Here is a 24,570-nt window from a genome sequence, read left to right on the forward strand (position 1 = left end):
TTATATTCTTTTTAAAACTATTTTTTCAGATTCTTTTGCAATCATGGTTTTATAGTATTCTTTAAGCATTTCATATTTTTCAGTAGAAACTATTGCTTCGTTTATTTGATGCTGAATACTTATTTGTAATAAATCTCCGTTGGCAAGAATATTGAATTTAAAACTACCCAAATTATCCTCCATATTAACAACAACAGGCAAAGGCAATACTTCTGGAGTATATCCTTCAGGAATTTTAAGAGTGATATTGTATTTATCTGTAAATGGAAATCCAAAATCTACCGGATATTCTCTAATTTCCTGTTTGAAAGGATTTTTTTCGCCTCCAAAAAACAACATTGGACTAACATAAATTTTACCTCCAATTACTTCACATAAATTATTTCCTGTAAAAGAATAGGTCTCTACTATTGGCAATAATAAATCTTTTTCATTTGTTCTTGAATACTCGCTAATTTCTATTTTATTCTGTTTGTTTTCAAGTTTTTCTAAATACTCATCTTCTTTCACACCATCAATATTATCTCTTGTTATCATAGCGTTATAATCAGTACTCTGTCTTCTGGTTTTACCTGTCATTTTTCCTTCACTGTCGACAGTGTAATTCATGAAAACAATATCATTTGAGTTCTTTTTCGGCATTAAATCAACTTCTTCTGAAGTCCCGTCTTTTCGAATCAATCTTCCTAACCAGTTTAATGCTCTAAAAGGCAAAACGTTTGGAGTTGAAAATTTGTCAGATGCATCTAATAAAACATTTCCATTTGGAGTTTCTACAGCAGCAATTACATAATTAAAAGCCGTTCTGTTTGGGAAAATTGCAATTCCGTTAGAACGAGTACTTACTAAAACCGGATTGGCTGTTAATCCAGCATAACGTAACATTGCAGTTAACATCAAATTGATGTCGGCTATATTTCCTGCTTTTTCTTTGTATGCTTTTTTAACGCCATTATCACAACTGTATCCAGTATAATCATTCCATTTTACATTTGTTTTCACGTGATTAAAAATAGCCACAATTTTTTCGTCAGGTGTATTTTTCCCTTCTAATAGTTTCTTTACATCGTCTTCAAAATATCCAGTTTTATTTAATTCAGGCCCAAAATCATCATATTCATAAATTGTTTTCACTACTGAATTCCAATCTGTCGAATATGGTTTTAAAACTTCATTTGGATACTTAATCATCGATAGTTCATGCTGAATGCTTGATGTATAATTATCGATGTTATTTACATATGATTCATCTTTCATAGCTGGAAAATCTACAGCTACATAAGTTGTTTGGGTTTCCATATAATCAATTTTTTCTTTAGAAACTTCCGTTCTGGTTGCAGACAACCCAACACCTCCAGATCTTTCTTTCACAGTAAACGAGATCGATTTGGGAGTTCTCTCTATCGTAACCTTAGGAAAAACATATCCTTTTTGTCTCGAATTAAAAACATAATATTCAGGTATACAGGTTTTAAGTTCTGAATAATTTACAGGAATACTGGTTTGAAAATCCCACTCTCTAATCATTCTATCACTAGGACTTCTAACCTGATAACTAAATTCGATAACTGATCCTTCTTTAATATTAGGCATTGCTATCTTTTTTTGAGCTCTGAATTTATTTACTTTTTCATCAAAAGCACCATCGCTTTTTAATTTAGTTTTTTCAATTTTACCATCTACTAAATTATAAGTAACAGCATCTGCAAAACTTACTTTTTCTCTAAAATTATCCTGACTGTAATACCAAACACTTTGATTGGCCCAATTGTATCCATCTTTTTTATAAATCTTAATTCGGGCTTCAACATCAGTTATGGTAATAAAACCGTCACTTTGATCATATTCAATTCTTGATCTTCCTCTTTTATACAATATCGCAGCTACTGCCGATGAATCTTTAGGATGCACTTTTTGCTCTAATTCGGCAATGGATACTTTTCCTAATTTAAATTCTTGTGCCTTTACTTTTGAGATAAATAACAACAGAATTGAAAGACTAAAAAGTTTAATAAATTTCATGTTGGTTAGTTCTTGGTTAATATAATTTTGGCATTATCGTTTCTTGACACTTGTTCCATAAAAAGGCGATATTCATCATATTCTTTATTTGAATATTTCCCTTTATTCAAAAACATCGAGCGTTTATAGGTTAGTTTATTGTTTTCTTTTTTAATAATTTCAGTCTTGTATTCTCCATATTTTCCTTTCAATTCGAATTTTGAAGGCAAGAATTCAATTGTAAAACCTGCTGGTAAATTAATTTCGATTTCATCGGTATCTAAATAACCGCGTTGAATTTGAAATGGATTTTTTCTATTTCTGATTCTTTTTACATTACCGGAACCCTGATTAAAAGCATCAACTGCAAAAATCATTTTGTTGGCAGAAATTGTTGCGAAATTTGTCGCGCTAACCTGAATATCTTCAATAAAACTGATATTTTCTTTATTATTGGTAAAAGTGATTTTTCCTAATTTCAAATTATTGATATTGCTCCAATAATTTTTGTAGTGCGCTTCTTTTTCTGTAGGCTGTAAATGTTCAATTCGGGATTTAGAACTGTATTGAGAACCTTCTGAATGAATAGATATTGATCCTGAAAAATTTCCATTTTCATCTATTGTATAAAATCCTTTTTCGTTTTGAGAATTCCCATTATCTGCATAAATATTAGTTCGAACAATTACACCTCCTTCTGGTCTCACAACCAGAACATCTCTATCATCTGTAAAAGTTCCTTGATATCCAAAAGGATCGTCTTGGCTTGTACATTCTAGCCAAGTATAGTTATCTCCATTTGGAATTGCCAATATCATATGATTTCCCTGCATCGAAACAAAGTCAGACTGTATATTCGATTTATAGCGATCGCCATATAAAATCGTATTATACGACGGAACATCTACCACCTGCAAAAGTGCTTTTGTATAATTTGATAATGCTTTACAATCTCCATATCCCAAACGGTCTACATCAGCCGCCAGCATAGGTTTCCATCCGCCAATACCAATAGCAATATTTACATATCTGGATTTTTTTTGAACATAATCATAAATGATTTTGGCTTTCTTAATTGGGTCTTTTTCATCGCCAACCAATGTTTTGATCTTAGCTTTAGTTTCTTCTGACAAATCCGTTGTTCCCGTTAGAATTTTCTCGCTGTACCATTTACCAAATGCTTCCCATGTTTTTGCTGTCCCATCAACACCTTCTAAATGAAAACTTTCTAAACCCATCATAACTCTAGGAAATAAATCACTACCGGCCGGACTTAAATCTTCTGATTTCTGTCCTAAAATATTTGCCGCAACATAACTTAGTTGTGTGTCAGTATCTAAAGTTTTCTTGATATTATAACCCGAGAATTGAAACTCTTTCTTTTTAAATCCCAGATTATTTGGGTACGTAACATTTAACATACATTTCTCTACACTTACAGCGTAGCCACCTAAGAAATACCATTGTGGTAAAAAGGCGGTATTTGAACTCTCAATCTCACTATTAAAAACAACTGTAAAAGGATAAGAAATTGGAGTATATTCTAAAAAGATTACACGATTATCCGAGAAAAGGGTACTCCCGCTTACAGCACTTTGATCTTTAAAATCTTTACGTCTAATTTTCTTGATTTCATTGCCAAATGCATCATAGACAATCGCTTCAATGCTTTTTACCGAAGTTGATTTATCATAACCCTGATAGGCATCAATATCACTTATTCCCGACTCATTAAAAACCGTCACAACTCTTTGCACCTTGACATTCATACTGCGCTGCGAAGAAATGATTATATCCATTTGATCCAGACGCACTACAGCATCGACACTTTCTTTAAGACTGTCAGCAATCGTTGCAACAGGATATTGGCTTTTTTGAGCTGAAGAGATTAGGGTAAATAAGAAAAAAAACAGAGCACAACAAAGTGTTTTCATTAGTAAGTAATTTCGTCAAATATATATTATTTTTAGAAATCTTTAACACTTGTCTAATGATTTTTTAATCTTTGTTTTTGCTGTCAATTAAAATCGTTACAGGACCATCATTTAACAGACTAACTTTCATATCTGCGCCAAAAATTCCGGTTTGTACTTTTTTATTAAACTCTTTCTCTAAAGATTTTACGAAATTCTCATACATTGGAATTGCAAATTCTGGTTTTGCAGCTTTAATATAGGACGGACGATTTCCTTTTTTAGTAGAAGCGTGAAGTGTAAATTGACTTACTACAATTATATCGCCGTCGATATCCTGAACCGAGCAGTTCATGACGTTATTTCCATCACCAAAAATTCTCATTTTAATGATTTTTCCAACCAGCCAATCGATGTCTTCCTGAGTATCTTCATCTTCAATACCAACTAAAACCAGTAAACCTTTTTGAATATCAGCTACTTTTTGTTCATCAACCGTAACTGATGCTTGGGAAACTCTTTGGATTACTACTCTCATTATAATAGAATGATGTGGTTTTTGCCACAGATTACACGAATTAAAAAGATTTTTAAATTCTAACGTTAGATGCACTGCGGTGCATCTCTACATTGAATCTTTGTTGCTATTTTTTATTGGAATTTGGAAATTAAGAAACTGAAAATTATTTACAATTTACCTCTGGTTTCATCGCTGGCAGCACGATCATCGTTGTAAATATCTGTACGATAATTTTCATCGTCGCCTTCTAAGATTTTCAAATAACTATTGTAACGCGACCAAGCGATCTCGTCTCTTTCTAAAGCGGCTTTTATAGCACAATGCGGTTCTTCTTTATGTAGACAATTGTTAAACTTACATTGATCTTTTAGTTTGAAAAATTCAGGAAAATAACCGCTGATTTCTTCTTTTTCCATGTCAACAATTCCAAAACCTTTAATTCCGGGTGTATCGATGATTTTTGCATTAAAAGACAAATCATACATTTCTGCAAAAGTTGTAGTGTGCTGACCTTGTTTACTTGCCTCAGAAATCGTTTTGGTTTTAAGATGTAAAGATGGTTCCATTGCGTTTACCAAAGTTGATTTCCCAACTCCTGAATGTCCTGAGAACATACTTACTTTACCAATCATCATTTCCTTTAATTCTTCAATTCCTTTCATTTCTGTCGAGGAAACACGAAGACATTTATAACCAATTTGCTGGTAAACATGCTGCATGTACAATTGATCATCAAGTGTTGTTTCATCAAAAGTATCTATCTTATTAAAAACCAAAACAGTTTCAATTCCATAAGCTTCGGCAGTTACTAGAAAACGATCAATAAAATTGAATGTTGTTGGCGGATTATTAATTGTTACCAATAAAAATACACGATCAATATTCGACGCAATAATATGCATTTGATGCGAAAGGTTAACCGATTTACGAACGATGTAATTCTTTCTTTCGTGAATATTAAAAATAGTTCCGGTTACCGCATCTGAAGTTTCTTCGAGTTCATAATCGACAATATCACCTACAGCAATAGGATTAGTACTTTTAATACCTTTCATCCTAAACTTCCCTTTCATACGGCATTCTATAAAATCACCTTGTTCAGATTTTACGGTGTACCAACTTCCTGTAGATTTATATACGAGTCCTGTCATTCAAATTTTAGATTGTTGATTTCAGATTTTTGATTAAAAATGAACTGAAATCTTTATTAATTTTAAAAGGCAAAATTACGTTTTTAGAATTGAACAACGCAACTTCGCCTTTTAAAATTAAAGACTTACTCTTAAATTGAAACGTTTACCAAACAATTTCGGCCAAAAGCTCATTTTCTTTCACCTTTCCAAGCTGAATTGTTTTCAAGGTTTTTGATGTTTTCCCTGCTCTGGTCGTATAAATCTCTACCATAATTGTGGCTGGACCATTTTCAGTTAATTCAGTTTCGCCATAATAATTGGTTCTAATTTGATATTTCCCTTTTACAGCATTTCGAATTAAATATTGCTCCGGACCGTAACCTTGTGTAAAATCTTTTGAGAATCTTGCACCAGCCACAGTTTTTGTATGACTATAATAACATTCTTCTCCGTTTGGTTCAATAACATGTAAATCTAAATCGACATCCATTAAATTCCAGTTCATTATAATTCGAATATCAACCGGCATTTTTTCTTGATATTTTTTAGCCAATTTGTCTGTTTTCAAACCTTTATGCTCAATTATTAAACGATTTATATCCATTAATATAATATCTTCAACACCTTCATATTGTCCGGTCATTTCTCCGTAATAATTCACTTCCAACGCTTTAATCAATTGATCAAAAGCGTCCTGATATTTTCCTGCATCCTCAAGAGTTAATGCATAATCTCTTAAACTTTGTGGTTCATGTTCTCTCCATTTCGCAACTTGTTTTGCCGTGAACAAAGCATCATCGTAATCTTTCCATTGACGCAACGTATAGGTAAGCGTTTTATAAAGCTGATGATTTTCTAAACCTAAATCGGCGATATTGCTAATTATCTGCAATGCTTTTTTGACATCGCCCTGATTGTAGAAAAAATGTGCCACATCAAAATAAAAACTCGGATTTCTTTCTTGTGCTTTTCTTAATTCGAAATACAAATCGTATTGTTTTTCTTTTGGTGCTTTCGCCAAAGCTTTTAAATACAATCTGTCCGGATTCCATGTTTTGTCGTTATTCTTAGAATCAAAAGTTAGCGTGTCGCTCACAGAATAATTAAGTTGTGAGCTCACTTCATTTGCTGATTGTTCTACTTGAACTCCCGCTACTTTACCCGCAAGTGCTTGTGCCAAATTATTTGTAAGTCCCGGCGCAATTGTTTTTTCTGAAAGATAACCGGCCGCTACATCTGATCTTTTCTGAGTTGCATATCCTGTCACGACAACTTCTTCAATGCCAACCTTTTTATCTTTTATGTCAGCGATTTTCGGTGGATCTTCAGTAACTTCCTGTGCTTTCGCTACAACAGGCGCAACAAATTTAACCTGATCAACCTTAGGTGCAGAAGGCGGAGGAGGAACATTATACACATTATTATCTTCTATAACTTCACTTGCTGTCCCAGCTCCAACTGGTTCATCTACTGTTAAAGCAGCATCAGGATCTCCTTTTATAGTTTCACTCGCTACGCGCCTTGTTAGCGGAGCCTCTCTTTTGTATTTATACTTAGATGCAATTTTCTGACCTTGGTATTTAATATTTTTTTTCCACCAAGTATTTAATCCTTCATAATAACTCTGGATGCTTTCCCAATTATTTTTTTGCTGCGCCAAATTATTATCGTGTTCCTGTTTTTTAATTCGGTCAAATTCTGCGCGCAATTCTGCTGGTGGAATAATATCATAAGAAATATAATCACGAATATCTTCCAGAACAATCAACGAAGTATTCTTAGTGATGATGCCATATTTCTTGCCCAAAAGTTCAATTTCATCTGAATTTTTAGCATATTCAAAATCAAGATTTGCGATTTTTTTCTGTGCCCAAAGTTTTTCTATATTGACTTCGTTGGTGTTTTGAACCGCAGCATCAAGAGTAATTTTTCTTTCTAGAACTATTTCATTCTTATAACCAAATAATAAGGTAAATTCATTTTTTGGATTCAACGAAATTCCCGAAAAACTAAAATTCCCTGAAACCGTCGTTCCTTCTATTGGAAACAAATCAGTTACCGTAAAATTTTCTTTAATACCCAAAAATTTCAGATTCGTATTTGCTAATTTGTCTAAAGCGATCTCGGGACTTATCTGATTTAAATTAATAAAATTACCTCCCGTTTGCATCGCGGTATAATTTAGAAAAGCAAAATCAGCAGAAGCGGATGACGTAATGGTATAAATTGACTTTTTTGTTTTTGGCAAAACATTTTCACTAAGAGACGAAAGTCCGTCCGAGAAGAGTAAATACTCATCATTATTGGTGAAATTTATTTGCGAAAATCGAGTTCCGCCATCATACTTTGTATTTTCTAAAACAGCTTTTAATTCAGTCCAATTTCCATTTGCAATCACATATTCATTTTGTTTTTCGAAAGTGTAATTCAAAAAGTACAGCGTTACTTTTGTGTTTTTTATTTTCTGAAAATACGCATCAAGCAAAGCCAATTCCTTTTTTAAATCTCTCGTTTTATAACTCAAAGAATTATCCCAAATTAAACCAATTGAACTTGGTGTTTTCTTAGCAATTTTGTTGCCTTCAATAAAAGTACTTCCGTAAAAATAATGCTGTCCTCCAACATCCTGCATCAAAACACTTGGACTATTTTGCTGAATTGGTATCTTGAAAACTAATTTCTCAGAAGGCTGATAATTTTCTTTTTTGATAGAAGCCTGAAAAGCTTGATTCCACTTTGAAAAAGCAATTTCATCACCGGAATTCTCAGCAACTATTGGAGCTACTTCAGTTCCTAAAACCGAAACATTCATTTCAAATTTGTCTAGCTTTTTAGGATAACGACTCACTAATTGATACGCCAGATTATTTTTATCAAATGCCGAAAGTTCTTCTTCATAACCTATTATTACGATTCGCTCTCCGTTTGGCATCAACGGATAAATTCTGGTTCTAAAGTTATTTCCATCTACTTTTTCGAGTAATCCCGGATCTACGCGACGATGTTCAATCGCTTCAAAAACCTGTTTTCCTTTATTTTTATTTACAGGAACAGCTTCACGGATTTTACCATTAATATCAATTGCATATCTTGACACCGAAACATTTTCCGGTAACGGAAAAATAAGTTCCGCTTCCATCTGACGCGTTCCCGAATTAAAAAAATGCATTTCGGCAGTTGTGTAGGCAATATTACCCACCACTTTTACATTGACAATAAGCTTATTCATTCTCACTTTTTCAGCATCGTCCCCTTTGACTGTAAGTTCTGGACTTTGCGCAAAACTTTTTGCCCCAATAAAAAGCATAAAAAAAAGCAACACATTCAAATTCATTTGAAAAATGCCAGGCGCAGACAAAAACAATTTTAATTTCATGATACAAAAATTAAGGTTTATATTGTTATAGAGAACAAGAATCAACAAAAGGTTGGGAAGATAATTATTTTATTTTAATCCGTTTAATCTGCAAAATCTTCTAGCGATTAATGTTTCACGCAGATTTTGCAGATTAGCAGATTTATTTTCTATTTAAAAGAGCGCAAAAAAAATCCCCAAAGCTCGAAAGCAATGGAGATTTAATATAAAAAAACAATCTATTTTTAATATTGTGCTATAAGTAAATAAAGTTCATAAAACATAAATTAACTCATAGCACTTATATGTTTGAGAAAAAATTATGCGTTGAAAATTTTCTCTTGGTGACCAATACTTTCCTGGTGAATTGCTTTGAACATTCTCAAAACAAACTCTTCAGTAAGACCTTTTTTCTCCCCTTCAAGGATCATTTTTCCTAAGATTTCGTTCCAACGGTTGTTTTGAAGAATCGCTACGTTTGCATCTTTTTTCACTTGACCAATTTCGTCAGCTACTTTCATACGTTTTCCTAATAACTCTAATAAGTTAGCATCAAGAACATCGATATTAGCTCTTAATTTAGTCATTTTTGAACTGTATTCATCTGTAGTATCATCCGTTTTTCTGATCGTCAAATCTTTAATGATTTGCTTCAAAGCATCTGGAGTAACTTGTTGAGCAGCATCAGACCAAGCGTTGTCCGGATCGTAGTGCGTTTCGATAATCATACCATCGTAATTCAAATCTAAAGCTTCTTGAGTCACTTCAAAAATCATTTTACGATCTCCTGTAATATGAGATGGGTCGATGATTAAAGGTAAATCAGGGAATTTATTTTGCAATTCGATAGCAATCTGCCATTCTGGAATGTTTCTGTATTTTGTTTTTTCGTAAGTAGAAAAACCTCTGTGAATAACTCCTAATTTTTCGATTCCAGCCATGTGTAAACGCTCAACACCACCTAACCATAAAGCTAAATCCGGGTTTACAGGGTTTTTAACCAAAACGATTTTATCCGTTCCTTTTAATGTATCAGCAATTTCCTGAACAGCAAAAGGGTTTGCAGTTGTACGAGCACCAACCCATAAAACGTCGATATCATGTTCTAAAGCCAGTTTACAGTGAGCTGCAGTTGCAACCTCAGTACCCATTAATAAACCAGTTTCAGCTTTTGCTTTTTGTAACCATTTTAAACCAATTTCTCCAACACCTTCAAATCCTCCCGGACGCGTTCTTGGCTTCCAGATTCCAGCTCTGAATACACTAACTTTTGAATCTTTCAATTCGTGAGCAATTTTCAATACTTGATCTTCCGTTTCTGCACTACAAGGTCCAGCTATCACAAGTGGGTGATTTAAATTGAAATCTTCTAACCACTTTCTCATTTCTTTCTTATTTTCCATCTTAATTTTTAGTTTATTTTTATTTTTTAATTGTTAATCCGTTTAATATTTCCTTAATCTTATTTGTGCTTTCCATCTCTTCAAAAATGGCATTGTAATTTTCGTCTTTCAACAAATCTCTAAACCGACTCAAATTTGATATGTATTCATCTAATGTTTCGATAACGTGTTCTTTGTTTTGCTTAAAAATTGGCGTCCACATTGCCGGAGAACTTTTTGCTAAACGAACTGTACTTTCAAATCCACTTCCTGCCATATCAAAAATATCCTGTTCGTCTTTTTCTTTGTTCATTACTGTTTTTCCAAGCATAAATGAACTAATGTGTGACAAGTGCGAAACATAAGCAATGTGTTTGTCGTGCGAAGTTGGATCCATATATCGAATCCTCATTCCGATTTCGCTAAAAAGCTTTAATGCCTTTTCCTGCAATTTAAAAGTGGTTTTTTCCACCTCACAAATTATGTTCGTCTTTCCTTTAAACAAACCTCTTATCGCTGCCGAAGGCCCTGAGAACTCCGTTCCTGCTATAGGATGCGTTGCGATAAAATTTCTTCTTTTTGGGTGGCTGGCAACAGCATCACAAATTGGTTTTTTAGTAGAACCTACTTCAAAAACAATCGTTTTATCTCCAACTAAATCTAGCACTTTAGGTAAAACCACCAACGCTACATCCACCGGAACCGAAACAATTACAAAATCGGCTTCAGCCAATTCTTCAAAGCTTCCTGCCTGATCGATAACACCTAAATCAATTGCTTCCTGCAAATGTTTTTCGTTACTATCAATCCCAAAAATTGTAGAATCAGGATGTTGGTCTTTGATGTCCAGCACCATCGAACCGCCTATTAACCCTATTCCTATTACGTATACTTTCATATTTCTTTTTATTAGAAGCAATTTCCTGCTATCCGTTTCAATCTTTTCCGCCGAACCCCGGCGTAAAAGGATTTCCACTACTATCAGGGCTAATGCTCCTCGTTTTTCAAGACCTTTTATTTTTTTTCTGTCATCAAGACAAACTATCCCAAAAAATCTAAAATCTAAAATCTTTATTCTTTACTCTTGCTTCTTGCTTCTTGCTTCTAAAATCTATCAATCGCTTCTTGTACCTTCTCCTCTTTCACACACAACGAAAACCTGATATATCCTTCACCATTACTTCCGAAGATCGTTCCCGGTGTGATAAAAATGTGTTTCTCGTATAATATTTCGTCAATGAACTTTTCTGATGATTCAATTCCTTCAGGAAGTTTCGCCCAAACAAAAAGTCCAACTCCTTCTTTATAAACTTTGCAGCCCAATTTTTCTGCTAATTTTTCTGTTAATTCTCTACGGCGTCTGTAAATTTTATTTTGATCTTCAAACCAAGATTCATCACAATTCAAAGCTGCAACTGCACCTTTCTGAATTCCGTAGAACATACCGCTGTCCATGTTACTTTTTACTTTTAGGACTGCATTAATAATTTCAGGATTTCCTAAAACCATTCCAACTCTCCAGCCAGCCATGTTAAATGTTTTACTCAATGAATTCAATTCTAAAGCCACATCTTTTGCTCCTTCAACCTGTAACAAACTCATTGGGTTATCATTCAAAACAAAACTGTACGGATTATCGTTAACCAATAATATGTTGTGTTTTTTAGCAAAAGCAACCAATTTTTCAAATAATGCTATACTTCCTCTCGCTCCTGTTGGCATATGTGGATATCCCAGCCACATAATTTTTACTTTCTCCAGCTCTAATTTTTCTAAAGCTTCAAAATCCGGTTCCCAGGCATTTTCTTCTTTTAGATCATAATAAACCGGAACGGCTCCAACCAAATTAGTTACCGAAGTATATGTTGGATAACCCGGATTCGGAATTAAAACGTGATCGCCTTCATTTAAAAAGGCTAACGAAATATGCATAATTCCTTCTTTTGAACCCATCAAAGGTAAAATCTCATCATTCGGATTTAATTCAACACCAAACTGTTTCTGATAAAAATCAGCCATCCCCTTTCTCAATTCCGGTAATCCTTGATAGTTCTGATAACCATGCCCATTTTCGTCTTGAATTGCTGCAGCAACTGCTTCAATTACTGCTTTTGACGGACTCAAATCAGGACTTCCAATTGCCATACTGATGATCGGTTTTCCTTCAGACATTAGTTGTCTCACTTCTCTTAATTTTGATGAGAAGTAGTATTCTTCAACTTTATCTAATCTTTTTGCTGTTGTAATCATTTCTATTTTTATTAAAAAATGCTTTAGGCTATAGGCCGTAAGCTTTAGGCTTTTTACTTTAGACTTTGGACTTTATGACTGACTCAAAGGCTTTGTGTTTTTATATTCTCCCAGAACTTTAAAATATTCTGCCATTATGTTTAATAACGCTTTCGCTTTTGCAAAATCTTCGTATTTTTCAAATGTTACATCTACGAAAAACGAGTATTTCCAAGGTGTTTCAATTTTTGGAAGCGACTGAATTTTCGTTAAATTCAATTTGCAGTCACTCATTACATTCAAAACTGCCGCTAAACTTCCTCTTTTGTGATCCAATTCAAATTTGATTGAAGCTCTGTTGATTTCGTTTTCGGGCAAAAATGAATTTTGCTTTTTGATAATCACAAAACGAGTCATATTGTTTTTGATCGTTTGAATTTCCGGTGCCAGAATTTCTAAATCGTACATTTCAGAAGCCGTTTTACTTCCTATTGCAGCAATTCCGCTTAATTGTTTTTCCTGAATTCTTCTAGCCGTTTCAGCTGTATCTTTATCTTCAACCAACTTAATGTTCGGATATTGTTTTAAGAAATCCATACATTGCAAAATCGCCATTGGGTGTGAATGAACTTCTGTAATATCTTCTATTTTCTGACCTTTTAAAGCCATTAAATTTTGACTAATATTTAAATAATGCTCTCCAATAATGTGTAAATTATTCTTGTCAATCAAAGCATAATTTGGAATAATTGGACCTGCAATCGAATTTTCAATCGCCATAACTGCCTGATCAGATTTCCCGGAAAGTAAGCTGTCGATCAATTCTTCAAAAGACAAACACTCATCAATATCCACATTTTCAGAGAAATACTCCTTCACAACCTGATGATGAAAAGATCCTTTTATACCTTGTATTGCAATTTTCGTTGTCATATATTCAAAAAAAAATCCTGATTTGCATCAGGATTGTATATTAGTTTTATTTGTCTTTTAAATTTTCTCAAATAACCATAGCACAATCCTCACTTCTACTAAAGAAGAAATAAAAAGAGTTGCTAAAATAAAAACGGTTATTAGACATTTTGTTTGTGTTTTTCAATAAATTCTCTGCGAATGTATAAATTAATTTCAGTGCACCAAAAAAAATATTGCATTTTATGAAACAAAAAAGGATTTCTTAACAAATTTAGCAGGTTTTGTATGATAATATAAAAATATTGGTTTAAAATGAGATATTTATAATTGGTTTTTAGTGAGCTACTAAGGTTCTGAGTTACTTAGACGCTAAGATTTTTTCGCCACGAATTCACGAATTAACACAAATTCATTGCCGATTAAAATTCAATTTCACTAATTCAGTGTCAAAAAAAATACTAATTACCCCAAATAAAAATTCGTGTAAATTAGTAAAATTAGTGGCTAACCATCAAAACAACCCAGAAACCGGCTTATTCTTAATCCCAATTTTAGAATAATCGAAATTCATTTTTTCTTTTAATAAAGAAGCATAAACACTCCTGAAGTCAATTTCATATTTCAAATCACCATTATCTAAGTTTGCCAAATCAGGATTATTTCCTAAAATAGTTCCTTTATTATTTCCTCCAATAATAAACATTGGTGCCGCAGTTCCGTGATCTGTCCCGTTCCCGTTGTCTTTTACACGTCGCCCAAATTCTGAAAAAACTACGATTGTAACATTCTGAAGCAATTGTGCTTGTTTTAAATCCTGATAAAAACTGTACAAAGCATCATTTAAATCGGTTAATTTTTTCTCGTGAATGGCGAGTTGATTATCATGTGTATCAAATCCGCCAAGCGAAGTATAATATACTTTCGAATTCAGATTTCCTTTTATCAATCTTCCAATCCATTCCAGATTTTTTGACAGATCAGTTTTAGGATAACTGATTTCTGATTTTGATTTCGCCAATGCTTTCTGAATTTCATCAGAACCTTCAGTAACCGAATTGGCTATTTTTCGAACAAAATCCAATTGCGGATTATCCGATAAGGTCACATTTTCTTCTTTATCTGATTTTACTTTGAATCTATTCGGATCTTTTACCGTTATCGAATTGGGCTCCATTCCTTTTAATGCCAGATTATCGATCGAATCCAAATTTATTCCAGCCGTTGCCTGATGTCCGTTGCATTGCAAATCTAAATAACGTCCTAACCAGCCTTCGTTAATGTATTTATTCGAATCTGCTGCGGTTTGCCAAATTTCCTGACTTCGAAAATGCGACCGAATAGGCTCAGGATATCCAACATTCTGGATTACGGTTAAATCTCCGTTTTGCTGCATTTGAGCAAAATCTTTTAAAGAAGGATGAAAAGCCATTCCTTTATCTTTGCTGATTACCAAATCTTTATTCAAAGCTATTTTAGTCCTCAGATCATAATACAACGGATTATCGTATGGAATAAAAGTATTCAACCCGTCATTTCCGCCGTTTAACTGAACAAACACAATGCATTGTTCGCCAATAACCAAATTATTCTGCGAACCAAAAGCATGTAAAAAATCAGGAAGTATCAGCATTCCGCCGGTAAGAGTTCCTGTAAGCGTTAGAAAATTCCTTCTGTTCATAACTGTAGCTTTCTAAATTAATTGATATTCAGGTAGTTTTGCAATGTAGTCAAAGAGCCTTATTACGGCGAAATTGGCGTGATCTTCTTTTGGGTCAAAATCATATTTCAGTAAATTCTCCATATCTTTTTGCATCGAATCATTTACTTTAAACAATAATCTATTCGATAATTCAGTGATAATGGTTTTATTATTTCCGTTAGTGTCAAAGTCAATTTTTACATCGATTTTCTCCACTTCTGTTTTTGGTTTATCAGAATCAGGAGTCATTGTATTCAATACTTTTCTGGTAATACTTCTTCCGCTGCAAAGCATATCTGATGTATTGTTGCGTTGCAAATAAATTTGTGAAGTTAACCACGAATTTCCGCCATCCCAACCTTTTACATTGACCTGATTATACAAATCCATTCCTTGTTGTTTCAGGAAAAACATTACCATTCCATCATCAAGATCATCAATATGTAATTCGTCTAAAAGTTGCAGAATATAAACTAACGGATCTTTGATCTTGGTTCCCGAAATTTCTTTTTTATATTCTTCGGTAAAGATCTTTGTTAGCAATGGTTGTATTTCAAACTTTACTTTTCTAAAATAATCGCCATAATAGATCACTAATTCTTCTGAGGGATTATCATAAATAAACCATTTGAGAATTTTTCTGGTAATTAAATAAGGAATATTCTTTTGTTCAAAAATAATATCGACCAAATCGTCTGAATTCCAATTTCCGGTTTTACCGAAATACGTTTTATTGGTATTGTCCTGTGCAAGGTTTCTGTAAATTGCGCCATCGTCTCCGTAATTTAATCCGGCTAAAGCTCTTGCGCCTTCTTTAATATCACTTTCAGAATAATTCCCAATCCCGATTGTGAATAATTCAAGCAATTCACGGCTTAGATTTTCGTTGTATTTGCCTTTTTTATTGTCGACATTGTCTAAGTATTTCACCATTGCATTCGATTTTACGATTTGCTTGGTGAGTTCTTTGAAGTTCCCAAAAGCATGTTCCCGTAAAATCATATTATGCTGATAAATCCAGTAATTGACTTTTACTTTTTGGGTTGTAGAAACAAAATGATTGTGCCAGAAACAAACCATGTTTTCGCGTAACGGAAATTCATCATTTCGCATTTTCGAAATCCACCATTTTTTTAGCTCAACAGCGGAATAGATTTCTTTTTTAAGAACCTTCTTTTTGAATTCAGAATCGGCGTTTTTTATAGATTCGCGTAATTCTTTGAGTTCGATAAGTGTTTTGGGATCATCATTCAAAAAAGCAGGAAGCTCTCTCTCGAATTTCGAATCATAGGAATGTTTTAGAAATTTTTCTAATCCTAATTTTTCTATTGCATCGGATTCTTTCCCGGAAAAACCCAACCGTAAGGACCAAAGATTGCTTTTTTTCATAATTCAGAAATTATTACAATAAGACTTGACTTTCTCTTAAAGGTTTAATTTGGAGAAAGGTTCTGAGTTTCTTAGTTACTGAGATACTAAGTTTTAAAAATCTTTGATAATAATTAGAACGGGGATTTTTTGGAGATATTATAATGACTAAGATTGTCGATTTTGATTGTGTAGAATGGATTAAAATCCATCCCTACAATATAATTTGTTCCTGCGGAACGTTATTTATAAAGTTCCGGTAATTAAATAGCCCCGATTGAAGTGGAAATCCTTTTTATTTTTTCCTTTAAAAAATAAAAAGATTGTAATAAAAAGCGGGAAATAGCTCCTCAGTAAAGCAGAATAACAACAATAGTCTCAAAACACTACCAAATAACACTCCAATAAATTAACGTTTTTCTTTCTCTGCTAACAGCTATTCCTTTTGAGTATCCATTCTTCCAGTTTTTTGGCATTTGTGGATTTGGCATCATTTTAAACTCTTTAAACCAATTCCCATTTTTGGCTTCTAAAACATAAATATCAAAATTATTTTCTAAATAAATACCATTCTTTCCATTAGCAAATTCATATTCTATAAAACTAGGTATTGGATACAAATTCTTAAAACAATCCTGATTTATTTTAGTACTATCACTAATAATAACATTTTCTCTATTTTCGTAAGTTTTAAGGGTTTCAAAGCGATTGACAATTAACAAACATGAATCATTTGAACTATACTTTGCCAATGATTTCTTTTCTAAACTCCTAACAACTGAATCTATGGTTTTTAAATCTTTCTCATATTCATATAGCATAAAACAAACATCACTCTTTGATATGTTCTTGCTATTAATAGTTTGAAATGGATATGATGTCACCGCTTTAGGAAAGTGATCTACAAGCTTTCTATTAAAATTATTTTTAGCCTCAGTATATTTTTGATTATCTAAAGAATCGACGGATCTATTATGACAACTCAATATGCAAAAAATAATCACATTCAATAAAATTATTTTCTTCATCATTTACATTTCACTATTTTAAAAACCAGTTAAATTGAAAAAAACTCCTAAAAAACAAAAGCAGCTATCATTACAATAACTGCTTTATATAAATTTAAAGATATAAATCTTTCTTCTTTACTCTATTTTCTTTCCTCTTAAAAAAAATTAAGACCCACACATTTCACAATCTTCAGGATCTCCGGCTTGTGCTTTTAGCAACATAGCTTTGTAATCTTCAACACTGATTGCTTCAGTTTCTACTGCCGCTGCTGTTGCAGGTGCATCTTCTTCTTTTTTATCGTTGTTTAATGTGAATTTAATGGCATCAACCGCAGATTTTGTTCTTAGGTAATACATTCCAGTTTTTAAACCTGATTGCCAAGCATAGAAGTGCATTGACGTAAGTTTAGAATAGTTTGCATCTTGCATGAACAAGTTCAATGATTGCGATTGGTCAATAAAATAACCTCTCTGACGTGACATATCGATAATGTCTTTCATCGACATTTCCCAAACTGTTTTGTATAATTCTTTCAAATCTAGCGGAATCACATCAATATTTTGAACTGATCCGTTATGACGCATAATTTCTTGTTTCAAAGTTTCGTTCCACAAACCTCTGTCTACTAAATCATGAAGTAAATGCTTGTTTACTACAATAAATTCTCCTGACAATACACGACGGGTGTAAATGTTTGATGTATATGGTTCGAAAGCTTCGTTGTTTCCTAAAATTTGAGAAGTTGAAGCGGTTGGCATTGGCGCAACTAATAATGAGTTACGAACTCCATGCTCCATTACTTCTTTTCTTAATGAAGCCCAGTCCCAACGACCAGATAATTCTTCATCTTTCATTCCCCACATATTGTATTGAAATTCTCCTTGTGACATTGGAGATCCTGCAAATGTAGAATATGGTCCTTCTTCTTTTGCCATTTCCATAGAAGCGGTTACGGCTGCGAAGTATAGAGTTTCAAAAATTTCCTGATTTAATACTTTTGCTTCATCACTTGTAAACGGCATACGCAACATGATGAAAGCATCTGCTAATCCTTGAACTCCTAAACCAACCGGACGGTGACGTAAGTTAGAGTTTTCAGCTTCTTTTACAGGATAGTAATTTCTGTCGATTACTTTATTCAAGTTACGAGTTACACGTTTTGTAACATTGTAAAGCGCTTCGTGATCGAATTTTCCGTTGTCGATAAACATTGGTAAAGAGATAGACGCTAAGTTACAAACTGCAATTTCATCTTTAGAGGTAAACTCCATAATCTCTGTACACAAGTTAGAAGAACGAATTGTTCCTAAATTCTTGTGGTTCGATTTACGGTTTGCGGCATCTTTGTACAACATATATGGCGTTCCTGTTTCGATTTGCGATTCAAGGATTTTCTCCCATAATTCACGTGCACGAATTGTTTTTCTACCTTTTCCTCTAAATTCATAATCCAAATACATTGCTTCGAATTCTTCTCCGTAAACATCGTACAATCCAGGACATTCGTTAGGACACATTAAAGTCCAGGTTGTATCTTCCTGTACACGTCTCATGAATAAATCTGAAGTCCACATGGCGAAGAATAAATCTCTTGCACGCATTTCTTCTTTTCCTGTATTTTTCTTTAAATCCAAAAATTCGAAGATATCCGCATGCCATGTTTCGATATAAATCGCAAAACTTCCTTTACGTTTTCCACCACCTTGATCTACGTAACGAGCCGTATCGTTGAAAACTCTCAACATCGGAACGATTCCGTTTGAAGTTCCGTTTGTACCACGGATGTAAGATCCTGTAGCACGAACGTTATGAATAGAAAGACCGATTCCTCCCGCTGATTGCGAGATTTTAGCCGTTTGTTTTAATGTATCATAAATACCATCAATACTATCATCCTGCATTGCCAAAAGGAAACAAGAAGACATTTGTGGTTTTGGAGTTCCTGCATTAAACAACGTTGGTGTTGCATGCGTGAAGAACTTTTTAGACATTAAATCGTAAGTTTCAATTACTGATTTTAAATCGTCAAGGTGAATACCAACCGAAACACGCATCAACATATGTTGTGGTCTTTCGACAATTTTACCGTTTATTTTTAGCAAATACGAACGCTCTAAGGTTTTGAAACCAAAGTAATCGTAATTAAAATCTCTTGTATATATGATATGAGAATCAAGGAAAGCAGAGTTTTCCTGAATTACTTTAAATACTTCATCCGAAAGTAATGGCGCTTCTTGGCCATTTCTTGGATTTACGTAATGGTACATATCTTTCATCGTTTCTGAGAACGATTTTTTTGTATTTGAATGTAGATTTGAAATTGCCACACGTGCTGCTAATTGTGCATAATCTGGATGCGCAATTGTCATAGATGCTGCCGTTTCTGCCGCAAGATTATCTAGTTCAGAAGTAGAAACCCCATCATACAATCCTTCGATAACTCTCATCGCTACCTTAACCGGATCTACAAGCTCATTCAAGCCGTAACACAATTTTTTGATTCTTTCTGTAATCTTATCAAACATTACGGGCTCTTTGTGGCCATCTCTTTTTACTACATACATAAGCTTACTATATTTAATTATTGAAAAAATGAAAGATACTAGAAAACGAATTCCGGCACTTAAACATTGCGTGTTTTAAAATTATTTATTGAGAATTGTAGGATTCTCAATAGTTACCTGTTTCCGGCCTAAAAAATAGACCGAAAGGCATTAAAAATTATCATTGAATCTACGATTTGGGGCAAAGAGATTCAATCTTAAAATTGTATTGTTAAAAATTTTATTCTGTTTAGCGTTTATATAGGAAACACTAAAATTATTGTTGTTGTCTAAAAATCTGCATCAAATGAAATTTTCTGAGCATCACTATCTGTGTTCATCACACCAGATTTTTGATACTCTGCAACACGTTTTTCAAAGAAATTAGTTTTTCCCTGAAGAGAGATCATGTCCATGAAATCAAACGGATTCGCTGATCCATATACACGCTCACAACCTAATTCTACTAATAATCTATCGGCAACGAACTCTAAATATTGTGTCATTAAGACAGCGTTCATTCCAATTAAACTTACCGGAAGAGATTCTGTTACAAATTCTCTTTCGATATCTAAAGCATCAACGATGATTTCTTTAATTCTTTCTTTTGGCACTTTGTTAATCAAGTGATGATTGTGTAAGTGTACTGCAAAGTCACAGTGTACACCTTCGTCACGAGAAATCAATTCGTTAGAAAAAGTTAAACCTGGCATTAATCCACGTTTTTTCAACCAATAAATAGAACAGAAAGCACCTGAAAAGAAAATTCCTTCAACTGCAGCAAAAGCAATTAGTCTTTCTGCAAACGAATCAGATTCGATCCATTTTAAAGCCCAGTCCGCTTTTTTCTTAATTGCTGGAAAAACTTCCAAAGCATTAAACAATTCTGCTTTCTCTGCTTCATCTTTCACATAAGTGTCAATCAATAGAGAATACGTTTCACTATGAATATTTTCCATCATGATCTGAAAACCATAGAAAAACTTCGCTTCAGCATATTGAACTTCATTTACAAAGTTCTCTGCCAAATTCTCATTTACGATTCCGTCAGAAGCAGCAAAAAATGCTAATATGTGTTTTATGAAATATCTTTCATCGTCACTAAGTTTATTATTCCAGTCCGTCAAATCCTGGTGCAAATCGATTTCTTCCGCAGTCCAGAAACTAGCCTCCATCTTTTTGTACCATTCCCAAATATCATGATGTTTGATTGGAAAAATAACGAAACGATTTTTATTTTCTTGTAATATTGGTTCGACTTGTGACATGACAGTTTTTATTTAATTTTTGTACCGGATTTTTACTAATTCAGTAGACTACAAAGATTGTCAATTGTTGCCAAAAATAAAAGCCAAACTTATTCACAAAAGGGCGTAGTTTTTAACAACGGACAAAAAATGGGATATTTTTCAGACAATAATTAAATTGTTGTAAATGAGTATTTTAAAACCATCATTCACACCCGGACAGGCTGTAAAATATAGACTTTTTATAATAAAAAGCAAGAAATTTTTAATTGTTTTTAAAAGTTTTTTTGAGCTTAACTTTTATTTTTTTGACTTAAAACGAAGCTCTTCGCAGTCATAGTAATGGTTACCGAATTTTTAAGATTTTTTAAGTTCCTCAGCTACTTTTTCAAGTTCCAAATACCAGTCTTCACCAAAGCGGCGAACAAGTGCTTCTTTAACAAATTTATAAACCGGAACTTCCAACTCTTTACCTAAAGAACAGGCATCATCGCAAATATCCCATTTATCATAATTCACTGCAGCAAACTCTGTAAAATCTTTTACACGTATTGGATACAAATGACATGAAACCGGTTTTTTCCAATCAACAATTCCTTGATTGTATGCTTGCTCGATTCCGCAAAGTGCAGTTTTCCCGTCAAAAATAACGTAAGCACAATCTTTCTCGTCGATTAACGGCGTTTCAAGATCGCCATCAGTTCCCTTTACCCAAGTTCCTTGCGCTTCGATAGCTGCAATTCCTTCTTTACGTAAAAACGGTTTTACTTTAGGGTAAATTTCTTCCATAATCTTAGTTTCGGCTTCACTCAAAGGCGCACCAGCATCTCCATCAACACAGCAAGCTCCTTTACAAGCTGACAAGTTGCACACAAATTCTTTTTCAAGAATATCTTCCGAAATAATGGTTTTTCCTAATTGAAACATGATACTAAAATACTGTAATTTATAAAGTGCAAAGATAGTCAAAGAAAACAGATGAAATGAGATTAAATTTTACTGTACAGATTTGCAAAGTTTTTTCGCAAAGATTCGCAGAGTTCAACTTTGGATGTTTTTTTCTAAGTTCACAAGCTTTGAGATCTAACATTCATAAAACTGATTAAAAACTTTGTGCAACTCTGTGAAAAAACTTTGCGAATCTCTGTGGCAAAACTATCAATTGTTATAAATATCACTTTTTTAACCACTAAACCATGTTTTTATAACAAAAATACAATGTATTAAAAAAACACCTACCTTTATTATCTACCTTTGCAAAAATTTTAAACGCTTAAAATCAAAGTAATATGCTAGAAATCGACTTCAAAGAAATAATTACTGTTGGAATGGTGCTTTTTGCTGTAATTGATATTGTAGGTTCAATTCCGATCATTGTGAATTTAAGATCGAAAGTGGGACATATTGAATCTGAAAAAGCTTCAATTGTTGCCGGACTTATTATGATTGTTTTTCTTTTTGTTGGAGAAGGATTCCTAAGTCTTATTGGTATCGACGTACATTCTTTTGCAGTTGCAGGGTCTTTCGTTTTATTTTTTCTGGCTTTAGAAATGATTTTAGGAATTCGAATATACCGCGATGAAGAACCAGGATCAGCATCTATTGTACCATTAGCATTCCCGTTGATTGCCGGAGCCGGAACAATGACCACTTTACTATCACTTCGATCTCAATTTCACACTATCAATATTATTATTGCTATTGTACTGAATATCATACTAGTTTACATCGTTTTGAAATCTTCCAAAAAAATCGAAAATTTATTAGGAGAAAACGGACTTGGCGTGGTTCGCAAGACATTTGGAGTCATACTTTTAGCAATTGCTGTTAAATTATTTGCTGCTAATGTTAAAGGTTTGTTTGTCTAACATTTATTTTTATAAATTTACCCCATAAAATTTCTAAAATACAACTTTAAGATATTTTTCACATCTGAGGGTTTTACTTTATTATTTTAGACAAATAAACAACCATTATGAAAATCTTTACTTCAATCTTAGTGCTTCTGGCATTGGCTTTAATTGTTTTTAATATTACATTGCTAGACTTCAAGAATCCTTTTCAAGGAGACAGTGTAGTTGCTTTTATTGGAATCGCAGCTTCATTTTGTGCCGTTTTAATTCTTTTGATTTTTAGAATTTCTAAAAGAATTGAAGAAAAAACAAACGGACGATAATATATGTTTGACGTTTTAATTATCGGTGGAGGCGTTTCAGGCATGTCTTGTGCTCTCGTTTTAGGATCTGCCAAAAACAAAGCTTTTGTTACCGATAAAAAAATAGGAATATTTACACATCAAAAAAATTCTTCTTTACAAGAGGCAATTTTCTACAACGCTTACGGCATTACGCCAGGTAAATTGGGATCTGATTTGCTAATTGAAAGCACTCAGGATTTAGCAATGACTTATCCTCATATCACTCAAATAGCAAATGAAAAAGTAATAAAAGTAGAAGGATCTTTCCCCGAATTTACTGTTACTACAAACAAAAATTCATACAAAGCCAAAAACATTGTTATCGGGATTGGTTCTGCCAATACTTTTGACATTGAAGGTTTAATGCAATTTGTTGAGCCACACAAAAAAGCACTTCCGGAAAAACAGCGCATTCAGCTTAAAAACGACGACCATAAAGTAGCCGACGGTATTTATGTTATTGGAACTTTAGCAGGCTGGAGAAGCCAATTGGCTATTGCTGCAGGAAGCGGCGCAGCTGTCGCAACAGATATTCTCACTTTATGGAATAATGGTGTACAGACACATGCACACGATAGCATTCGATAAAAAATTCATTATAAAATTATTACAACTGCAAGTTATATAAGTATATTTAATTTATGCTTAAAGCTTTTATATTGACTTAGATAACTTATATGTTTTAATTTTTATTTCACAGAAACGATTTCTTTTACTTTTATATGTTTCTCAGTATCGGTTTTCCAGATTTCGCCTTTTAAAGAAACCTCATCGCCTTCTTTTAACTTCTTGTAGTTTTCAGGACCACCAACATTTACAATACTAATTGTCGCAAAATAAACTTCGTTTTTATCTGTTTTGATTTTGGCAGTATAACCATCTTTTCCGTTTTCAATAGACTCTACTTTTCCTGAAATCGCATTTTTATCTTTCATACAAGCACAAGAAATAACAAACATCATTAGAACTGCCAAAAAACTTATTCTTTTTAGATTTTTCATATTTATAGTTTAATTGCAAAGTTCTCAATCCCAAAACCCCGGGACACTCAAGGTTC

At 33.3% G+C, this 24,570-nt stretch carries 19 protein-coding genes; 3 read left to right on the plus strand and 16 right to left on the minus strand.

Translation table 11 applies throughout. The features are described 5' to 3' along the window. The 15 genes from ACHRVZ_RS06145 to ACHRVZ_RS06215 form a co-directional block, all read right to left on the minus strand. Positions 1 to 2,022 carry a transglutaminase domain-containing protein gene (locus tag ACHRVZ_RS06145; RefSeq protein WP_395421332.1) on the minus strand — a complete coding sequence of 674 codons (2,022 nt, stop codon included), beginning with the start codon at positions 2,020 to 2,022 and terminating at the stop codon, positions 1 to 3. 5 nt (positions 2,023 to 2,027) lie between these two features. Continuing rightward, complete coding sequence (locus ACHRVZ_RS06150) at positions 2,028 to 3,935, minus strand: DUF3857 domain-containing protein (RefSeq protein ID WP_395421334.1); 1,908 nt, start codon at positions 3,933 to 3,935, stop codon at positions 2,028 to 2,030. 64 nt (positions 3,936 to 3,999) lie between these two features. Next, complete coding sequence (gene dtd, locus ACHRVZ_RS06155) at positions 4,000 to 4,452, minus strand: D-aminoacyl-tRNA deacylase (protein WP_395421335.1); 453 nt, start codon at positions 4,450 to 4,452, stop codon at positions 4,000 to 4,002. 149 nt (positions 4,453 to 4,601) lie between these two features. Continuing rightward, positions 4,602 to 5,585, minus strand: coding sequence for a ribosome small subunit-dependent GTPase A (rsgA, locus tag ACHRVZ_RS06160; protein WP_395421336.1), 984 nt, complete (start codon positions 5,583 to 5,585; stop codon positions 4,602 to 4,604). A gap of 145 nt (positions 5,586 to 5,730) precedes the next feature. Continuing rightward, positions 5,731 to 8,943 (minus strand): VIT domain-containing protein, encoded by a 3,213-nt coding sequence (locus ACHRVZ_RS06165; RefSeq protein ID WP_395421337.1) that lies wholly within the window; start codon positions 8,941 to 8,943, stop codon positions 5,731 to 5,733. A 299-nt stretch (positions 8,944 to 9,242) separates the two neighbouring features. Beyond that, on the minus strand, positions 9,243 to 10,325 hold the full coding sequence (locus ACHRVZ_RS06170) for a bifunctional 3-deoxy-7-phosphoheptulonate synthase/chorismate mutase type II (RefSeq protein WP_029270594.1): 1,083 nt from the start codon (positions 10,323 to 10,325) through the stop codon (positions 9,243 to 9,245). 19 nt (positions 10,326 to 10,344) lie between these two features. Then, positions 10,345 to 11,202: a prephenate dehydrogenase gene (locus ACHRVZ_RS06175; RefSeq protein WP_395421338.1), complete on the minus strand. Its 858-nt coding sequence runs from the start codon at positions 11,200 to 11,202 to the stop codon at positions 10,345 to 10,347. Positions 11,203 to 11,408: 206 nt separating this feature from the next. Next, complete coding sequence (locus tag ACHRVZ_RS06180) at positions 11,409 to 12,554, minus strand: pyridoxal phosphate-dependent aminotransferase (protein ID WP_395421340.1); 1,146 nt, start codon at positions 12,552 to 12,554, stop codon at positions 11,409 to 11,411. A 72-nt stretch (positions 12,555 to 12,626) separates the two neighbouring features. Beyond that, positions 12,627 to 13,466, minus strand: a complete 840-nt coding sequence (locus tag ACHRVZ_RS06185) for a prephenate dehydratase (RefSeq protein WP_395421342.1) — start codon at positions 13,464 to 13,466, stop codon at positions 12,627 to 12,629. A 493-nt stretch (positions 13,467 to 13,959) separates the two neighbouring features. Beyond that, positions 13,960 to 15,126, minus strand: a complete 1,167-nt coding sequence (locus ACHRVZ_RS06190) for a DUF1501 domain-containing protein (protein ID WP_395421343.1) — start codon at positions 15,124 to 15,126, stop codon at positions 13,960 to 13,962. Between the two features lie 12 nt (positions 15,127 to 15,138). Further along, the gene (locus ACHRVZ_RS06195) at positions 15,139 to 16,536 is read right to left on the minus strand and encodes a DUF1800 domain-containing protein (protein ID WP_395421344.1); all 1,398 of its coding nucleotides are present in this window, start codon (positions 16,534 to 16,536) and stop codon (positions 15,139 to 15,141) included. A gap of 365 nt (positions 16,537 to 16,901) precedes the next feature. Further along, the gene (locus ACHRVZ_RS06200) at positions 16,902 to 17,546 is read right to left on the minus strand and encodes a hypothetical protein (protein ID WP_395421345.1); all 645 of its coding nucleotides are present in this window, start codon (positions 17,544 to 17,546) and stop codon (positions 16,902 to 16,904) included. 144 nt (positions 17,547 to 17,690) lie between these two features. Further along, positions 17,691 to 20,090: a ribonucleoside-diphosphate reductase subunit alpha gene (locus ACHRVZ_RS06205; protein ID WP_395421346.1), complete on the minus strand. Its 2,400-nt coding sequence runs from the start codon at positions 20,088 to 20,090 to the stop codon at positions 17,691 to 17,693. Between the two features lie 269 nt (positions 20,091 to 20,359). Next, positions 20,360 to 21,337: a ribonucleotide-diphosphate reductase subunit beta gene (locus ACHRVZ_RS06210; RefSeq protein ID WP_041518445.1), complete on the minus strand. Its 978-nt coding sequence runs from the start codon at positions 21,335 to 21,337 to the stop codon at positions 20,360 to 20,362. A 336-nt stretch (positions 21,338 to 21,673) separates the two neighbouring features. Beyond that, entirely contained in the window at positions 21,674 to 22,243 is a 570-nt protein-coding gene (locus ACHRVZ_RS06215) for a DUF3109 family protein (protein WP_395421348.1), read from the minus strand. Positions 22,244 to 22,605: 362 nt separating this feature from the next. Between ACHRVZ_RS06215 and ACHRVZ_RS06220 the strand changes: the two genes are divergently transcribed. The 3 genes from ACHRVZ_RS06220 (at position 22,606) to ACHRVZ_RS06230 (ending at position 24,101) form a co-directional block, all read left to right on the plus strand. Next, positions 22,606 to 23,184 carry a MarC family protein gene (locus ACHRVZ_RS06220; protein WP_173971421.1) on the plus strand — a complete coding sequence of 193 codons (579 nt, stop codon included), beginning with the start codon at positions 22,606 to 22,608 and terminating at the stop codon, positions 23,182 to 23,184. 107 nt (positions 23,185 to 23,291) lie between these two features. Continuing rightward, positions 23,292 to 23,492 (plus strand): hypothetical protein, encoded by a 201-nt coding sequence (locus ACHRVZ_RS06225; protein WP_017496183.1) that lies wholly within the window; start codon positions 23,292 to 23,294, stop codon positions 23,490 to 23,492. A 3-nt stretch (positions 23,493 to 23,495) separates the two neighbouring features. Further along, entirely contained in the window at positions 23,496 to 24,101 is a 606-nt protein-coding gene (locus ACHRVZ_RS06230) for an FAD-dependent oxidoreductase (protein WP_395421349.1), read from the plus strand. Positions 24,102 to 24,202: 101 nt separating this feature from the next. Here the strand turns inward: ACHRVZ_RS06230 and ACHRVZ_RS06235 are convergent, their stop codons facing one another. Beyond that, positions 24,203 to 24,514 carry a hypothetical protein gene (locus ACHRVZ_RS06235; RefSeq protein ID WP_395421351.1) on the minus strand — a complete coding sequence of 104 codons (312 nt, stop codon included), beginning with the start codon at positions 24,512 to 24,514 and terminating at the stop codon, positions 24,203 to 24,205. Between the last annotated feature and the right edge of the window lie 56 nt (positions 24,515 to 24,570).

The sequence above is a fragment of the Flavobacterium sp. FlaQc-57 genome (genome assembly GCF_044007395.1).
In the GTDB taxonomy this organism is placed as follows: Bacteria; Bacteroidota; Bacteroidia; order Flavobacteriales; family Flavobacteriaceae; genus Flavobacterium.

Bases quoted from the DNA above. Each gene is read 5' to 3' on its own strand.
- ACHRVZ_RS06205 (WP_395421346.1), bottom strand. From the start codon at position 20,090: ATGTATGTAGTAAAAAGAGATGGCCACAAAGAGCCCGTAATGTTTGAT.
- ACHRVZ_RS06180 (WP_395421340.1), bottom strand. From the start codon at position 12,554: ATGATTACAACAGCAAAAAGATTAGATAAAGTTGAAGAATACTACTTC.
- ACHRVZ_RS06150 (WP_395421334.1), bottom strand. From the start codon at position 3,935: ATGAAAACACTTTGTTGTGCTCTGTTTTTTTTCTTATTTACCCTAATC.
- ACHRVZ_RS06230 (WP_395421349.1), top strand. From the start codon at position 23,496: ATGTTTGACGTTTTAATTATCGGTGGAGGCGTTTCAGGCATGTCTTGT.
- ACHRVZ_RS06170 (WP_029270594.1), bottom strand. From the start codon at position 10,325: ATGGAAAATAAGAAAGAAATGAGAAAGTGGTTAGAAGATTTCAATTTA.
- ACHRVZ_RS06225 (WP_017496183.1), top strand. From the start codon at position 23,292: ATGAAAATCTTTACTTCAATCTTAGTGCTTCTGGCATTGGCTTTAATT.
- ACHRVZ_RS06195 (WP_395421344.1), bottom strand. From the start codon at position 16,536: ATGAAAAAAAGCAATCTTTGGTCCTTACGGTTGGGTTTTTCCGGGAAA.
- ACHRVZ_RS06220 (WP_173971421.1), top strand. From the start codon at position 22,606: ATGCTAGAAATCGACTTCAAAGAAATAATTACTGTTGGAATGGTGCTT.
- ACHRVZ_RS06210 (WP_041518445.1), bottom strand. From the start codon at position 21,337: ATGTCACAAGTCGAACCAATATTACAAGAAAATAAAAATCGTTTCGTT.
- ACHRVZ_RS06215 (WP_395421348.1), bottom strand. From the start codon at position 22,243: ATGTTTCAATTAGGAAAAACCATTATTTCGGAAGATATTCTTGAAAAA.
- ACHRVZ_RS06165 (WP_395421337.1), bottom strand. From the start codon at position 8,943: ATGAAATTAAAATTGTTTTTGTCTGCGCCTGGCATTTTTCAAATGAAT.
- ACHRVZ_RS06190 (WP_395421343.1), bottom strand. From the start codon at position 15,126: ATGAACAGAAGGAATTTTCTAACGCTTACAGGAACTCTTACCGGCGGA.
- ACHRVZ_RS06200 (WP_395421345.1), bottom strand. From the start codon at position 17,546: ATGATGAAGAAAATAATTTTATTGAATGTGATTATTTTTTGCATATTG.
- ACHRVZ_RS06145 (WP_395421332.1), bottom strand. From the start codon at position 2,022: ATGAAATTTATTAAACTTTTTAGTCTTTCAATTCTGTTGTTATTTATC.
- dtd (WP_395421335.1), bottom strand. From the start codon at position 4,452: ATGAGAGTAGTAATCCAAAGAGTTTCCCAAGCATCAGTTACGGTTGAT.
- ACHRVZ_RS06185 (WP_395421342.1), bottom strand. From the start codon at position 13,466: ATGACAACGAAAATTGCAATACAAGGTATAAAAGGATCTTTTCATCAT.
- ACHRVZ_RS06175 (WP_395421338.1), bottom strand. From the start codon at position 11,202: ATGAAAGTATACGTAATAGGAATAGGGTTAATAGGCGGTTCGATGGTG.
- rsgA (WP_395421336.1), bottom strand. From the start codon at position 5,585: ATGACAGGACTCGTATATAAATCTACAGGAAGTTGGTACACCGTAAAA.
- ACHRVZ_RS06235 (WP_395421351.1), bottom strand. From the start codon at position 24,514: ATGAAAAATCTAAAAAGAATAAGTTTTTTGGCAGTTCTAATGATGTTT.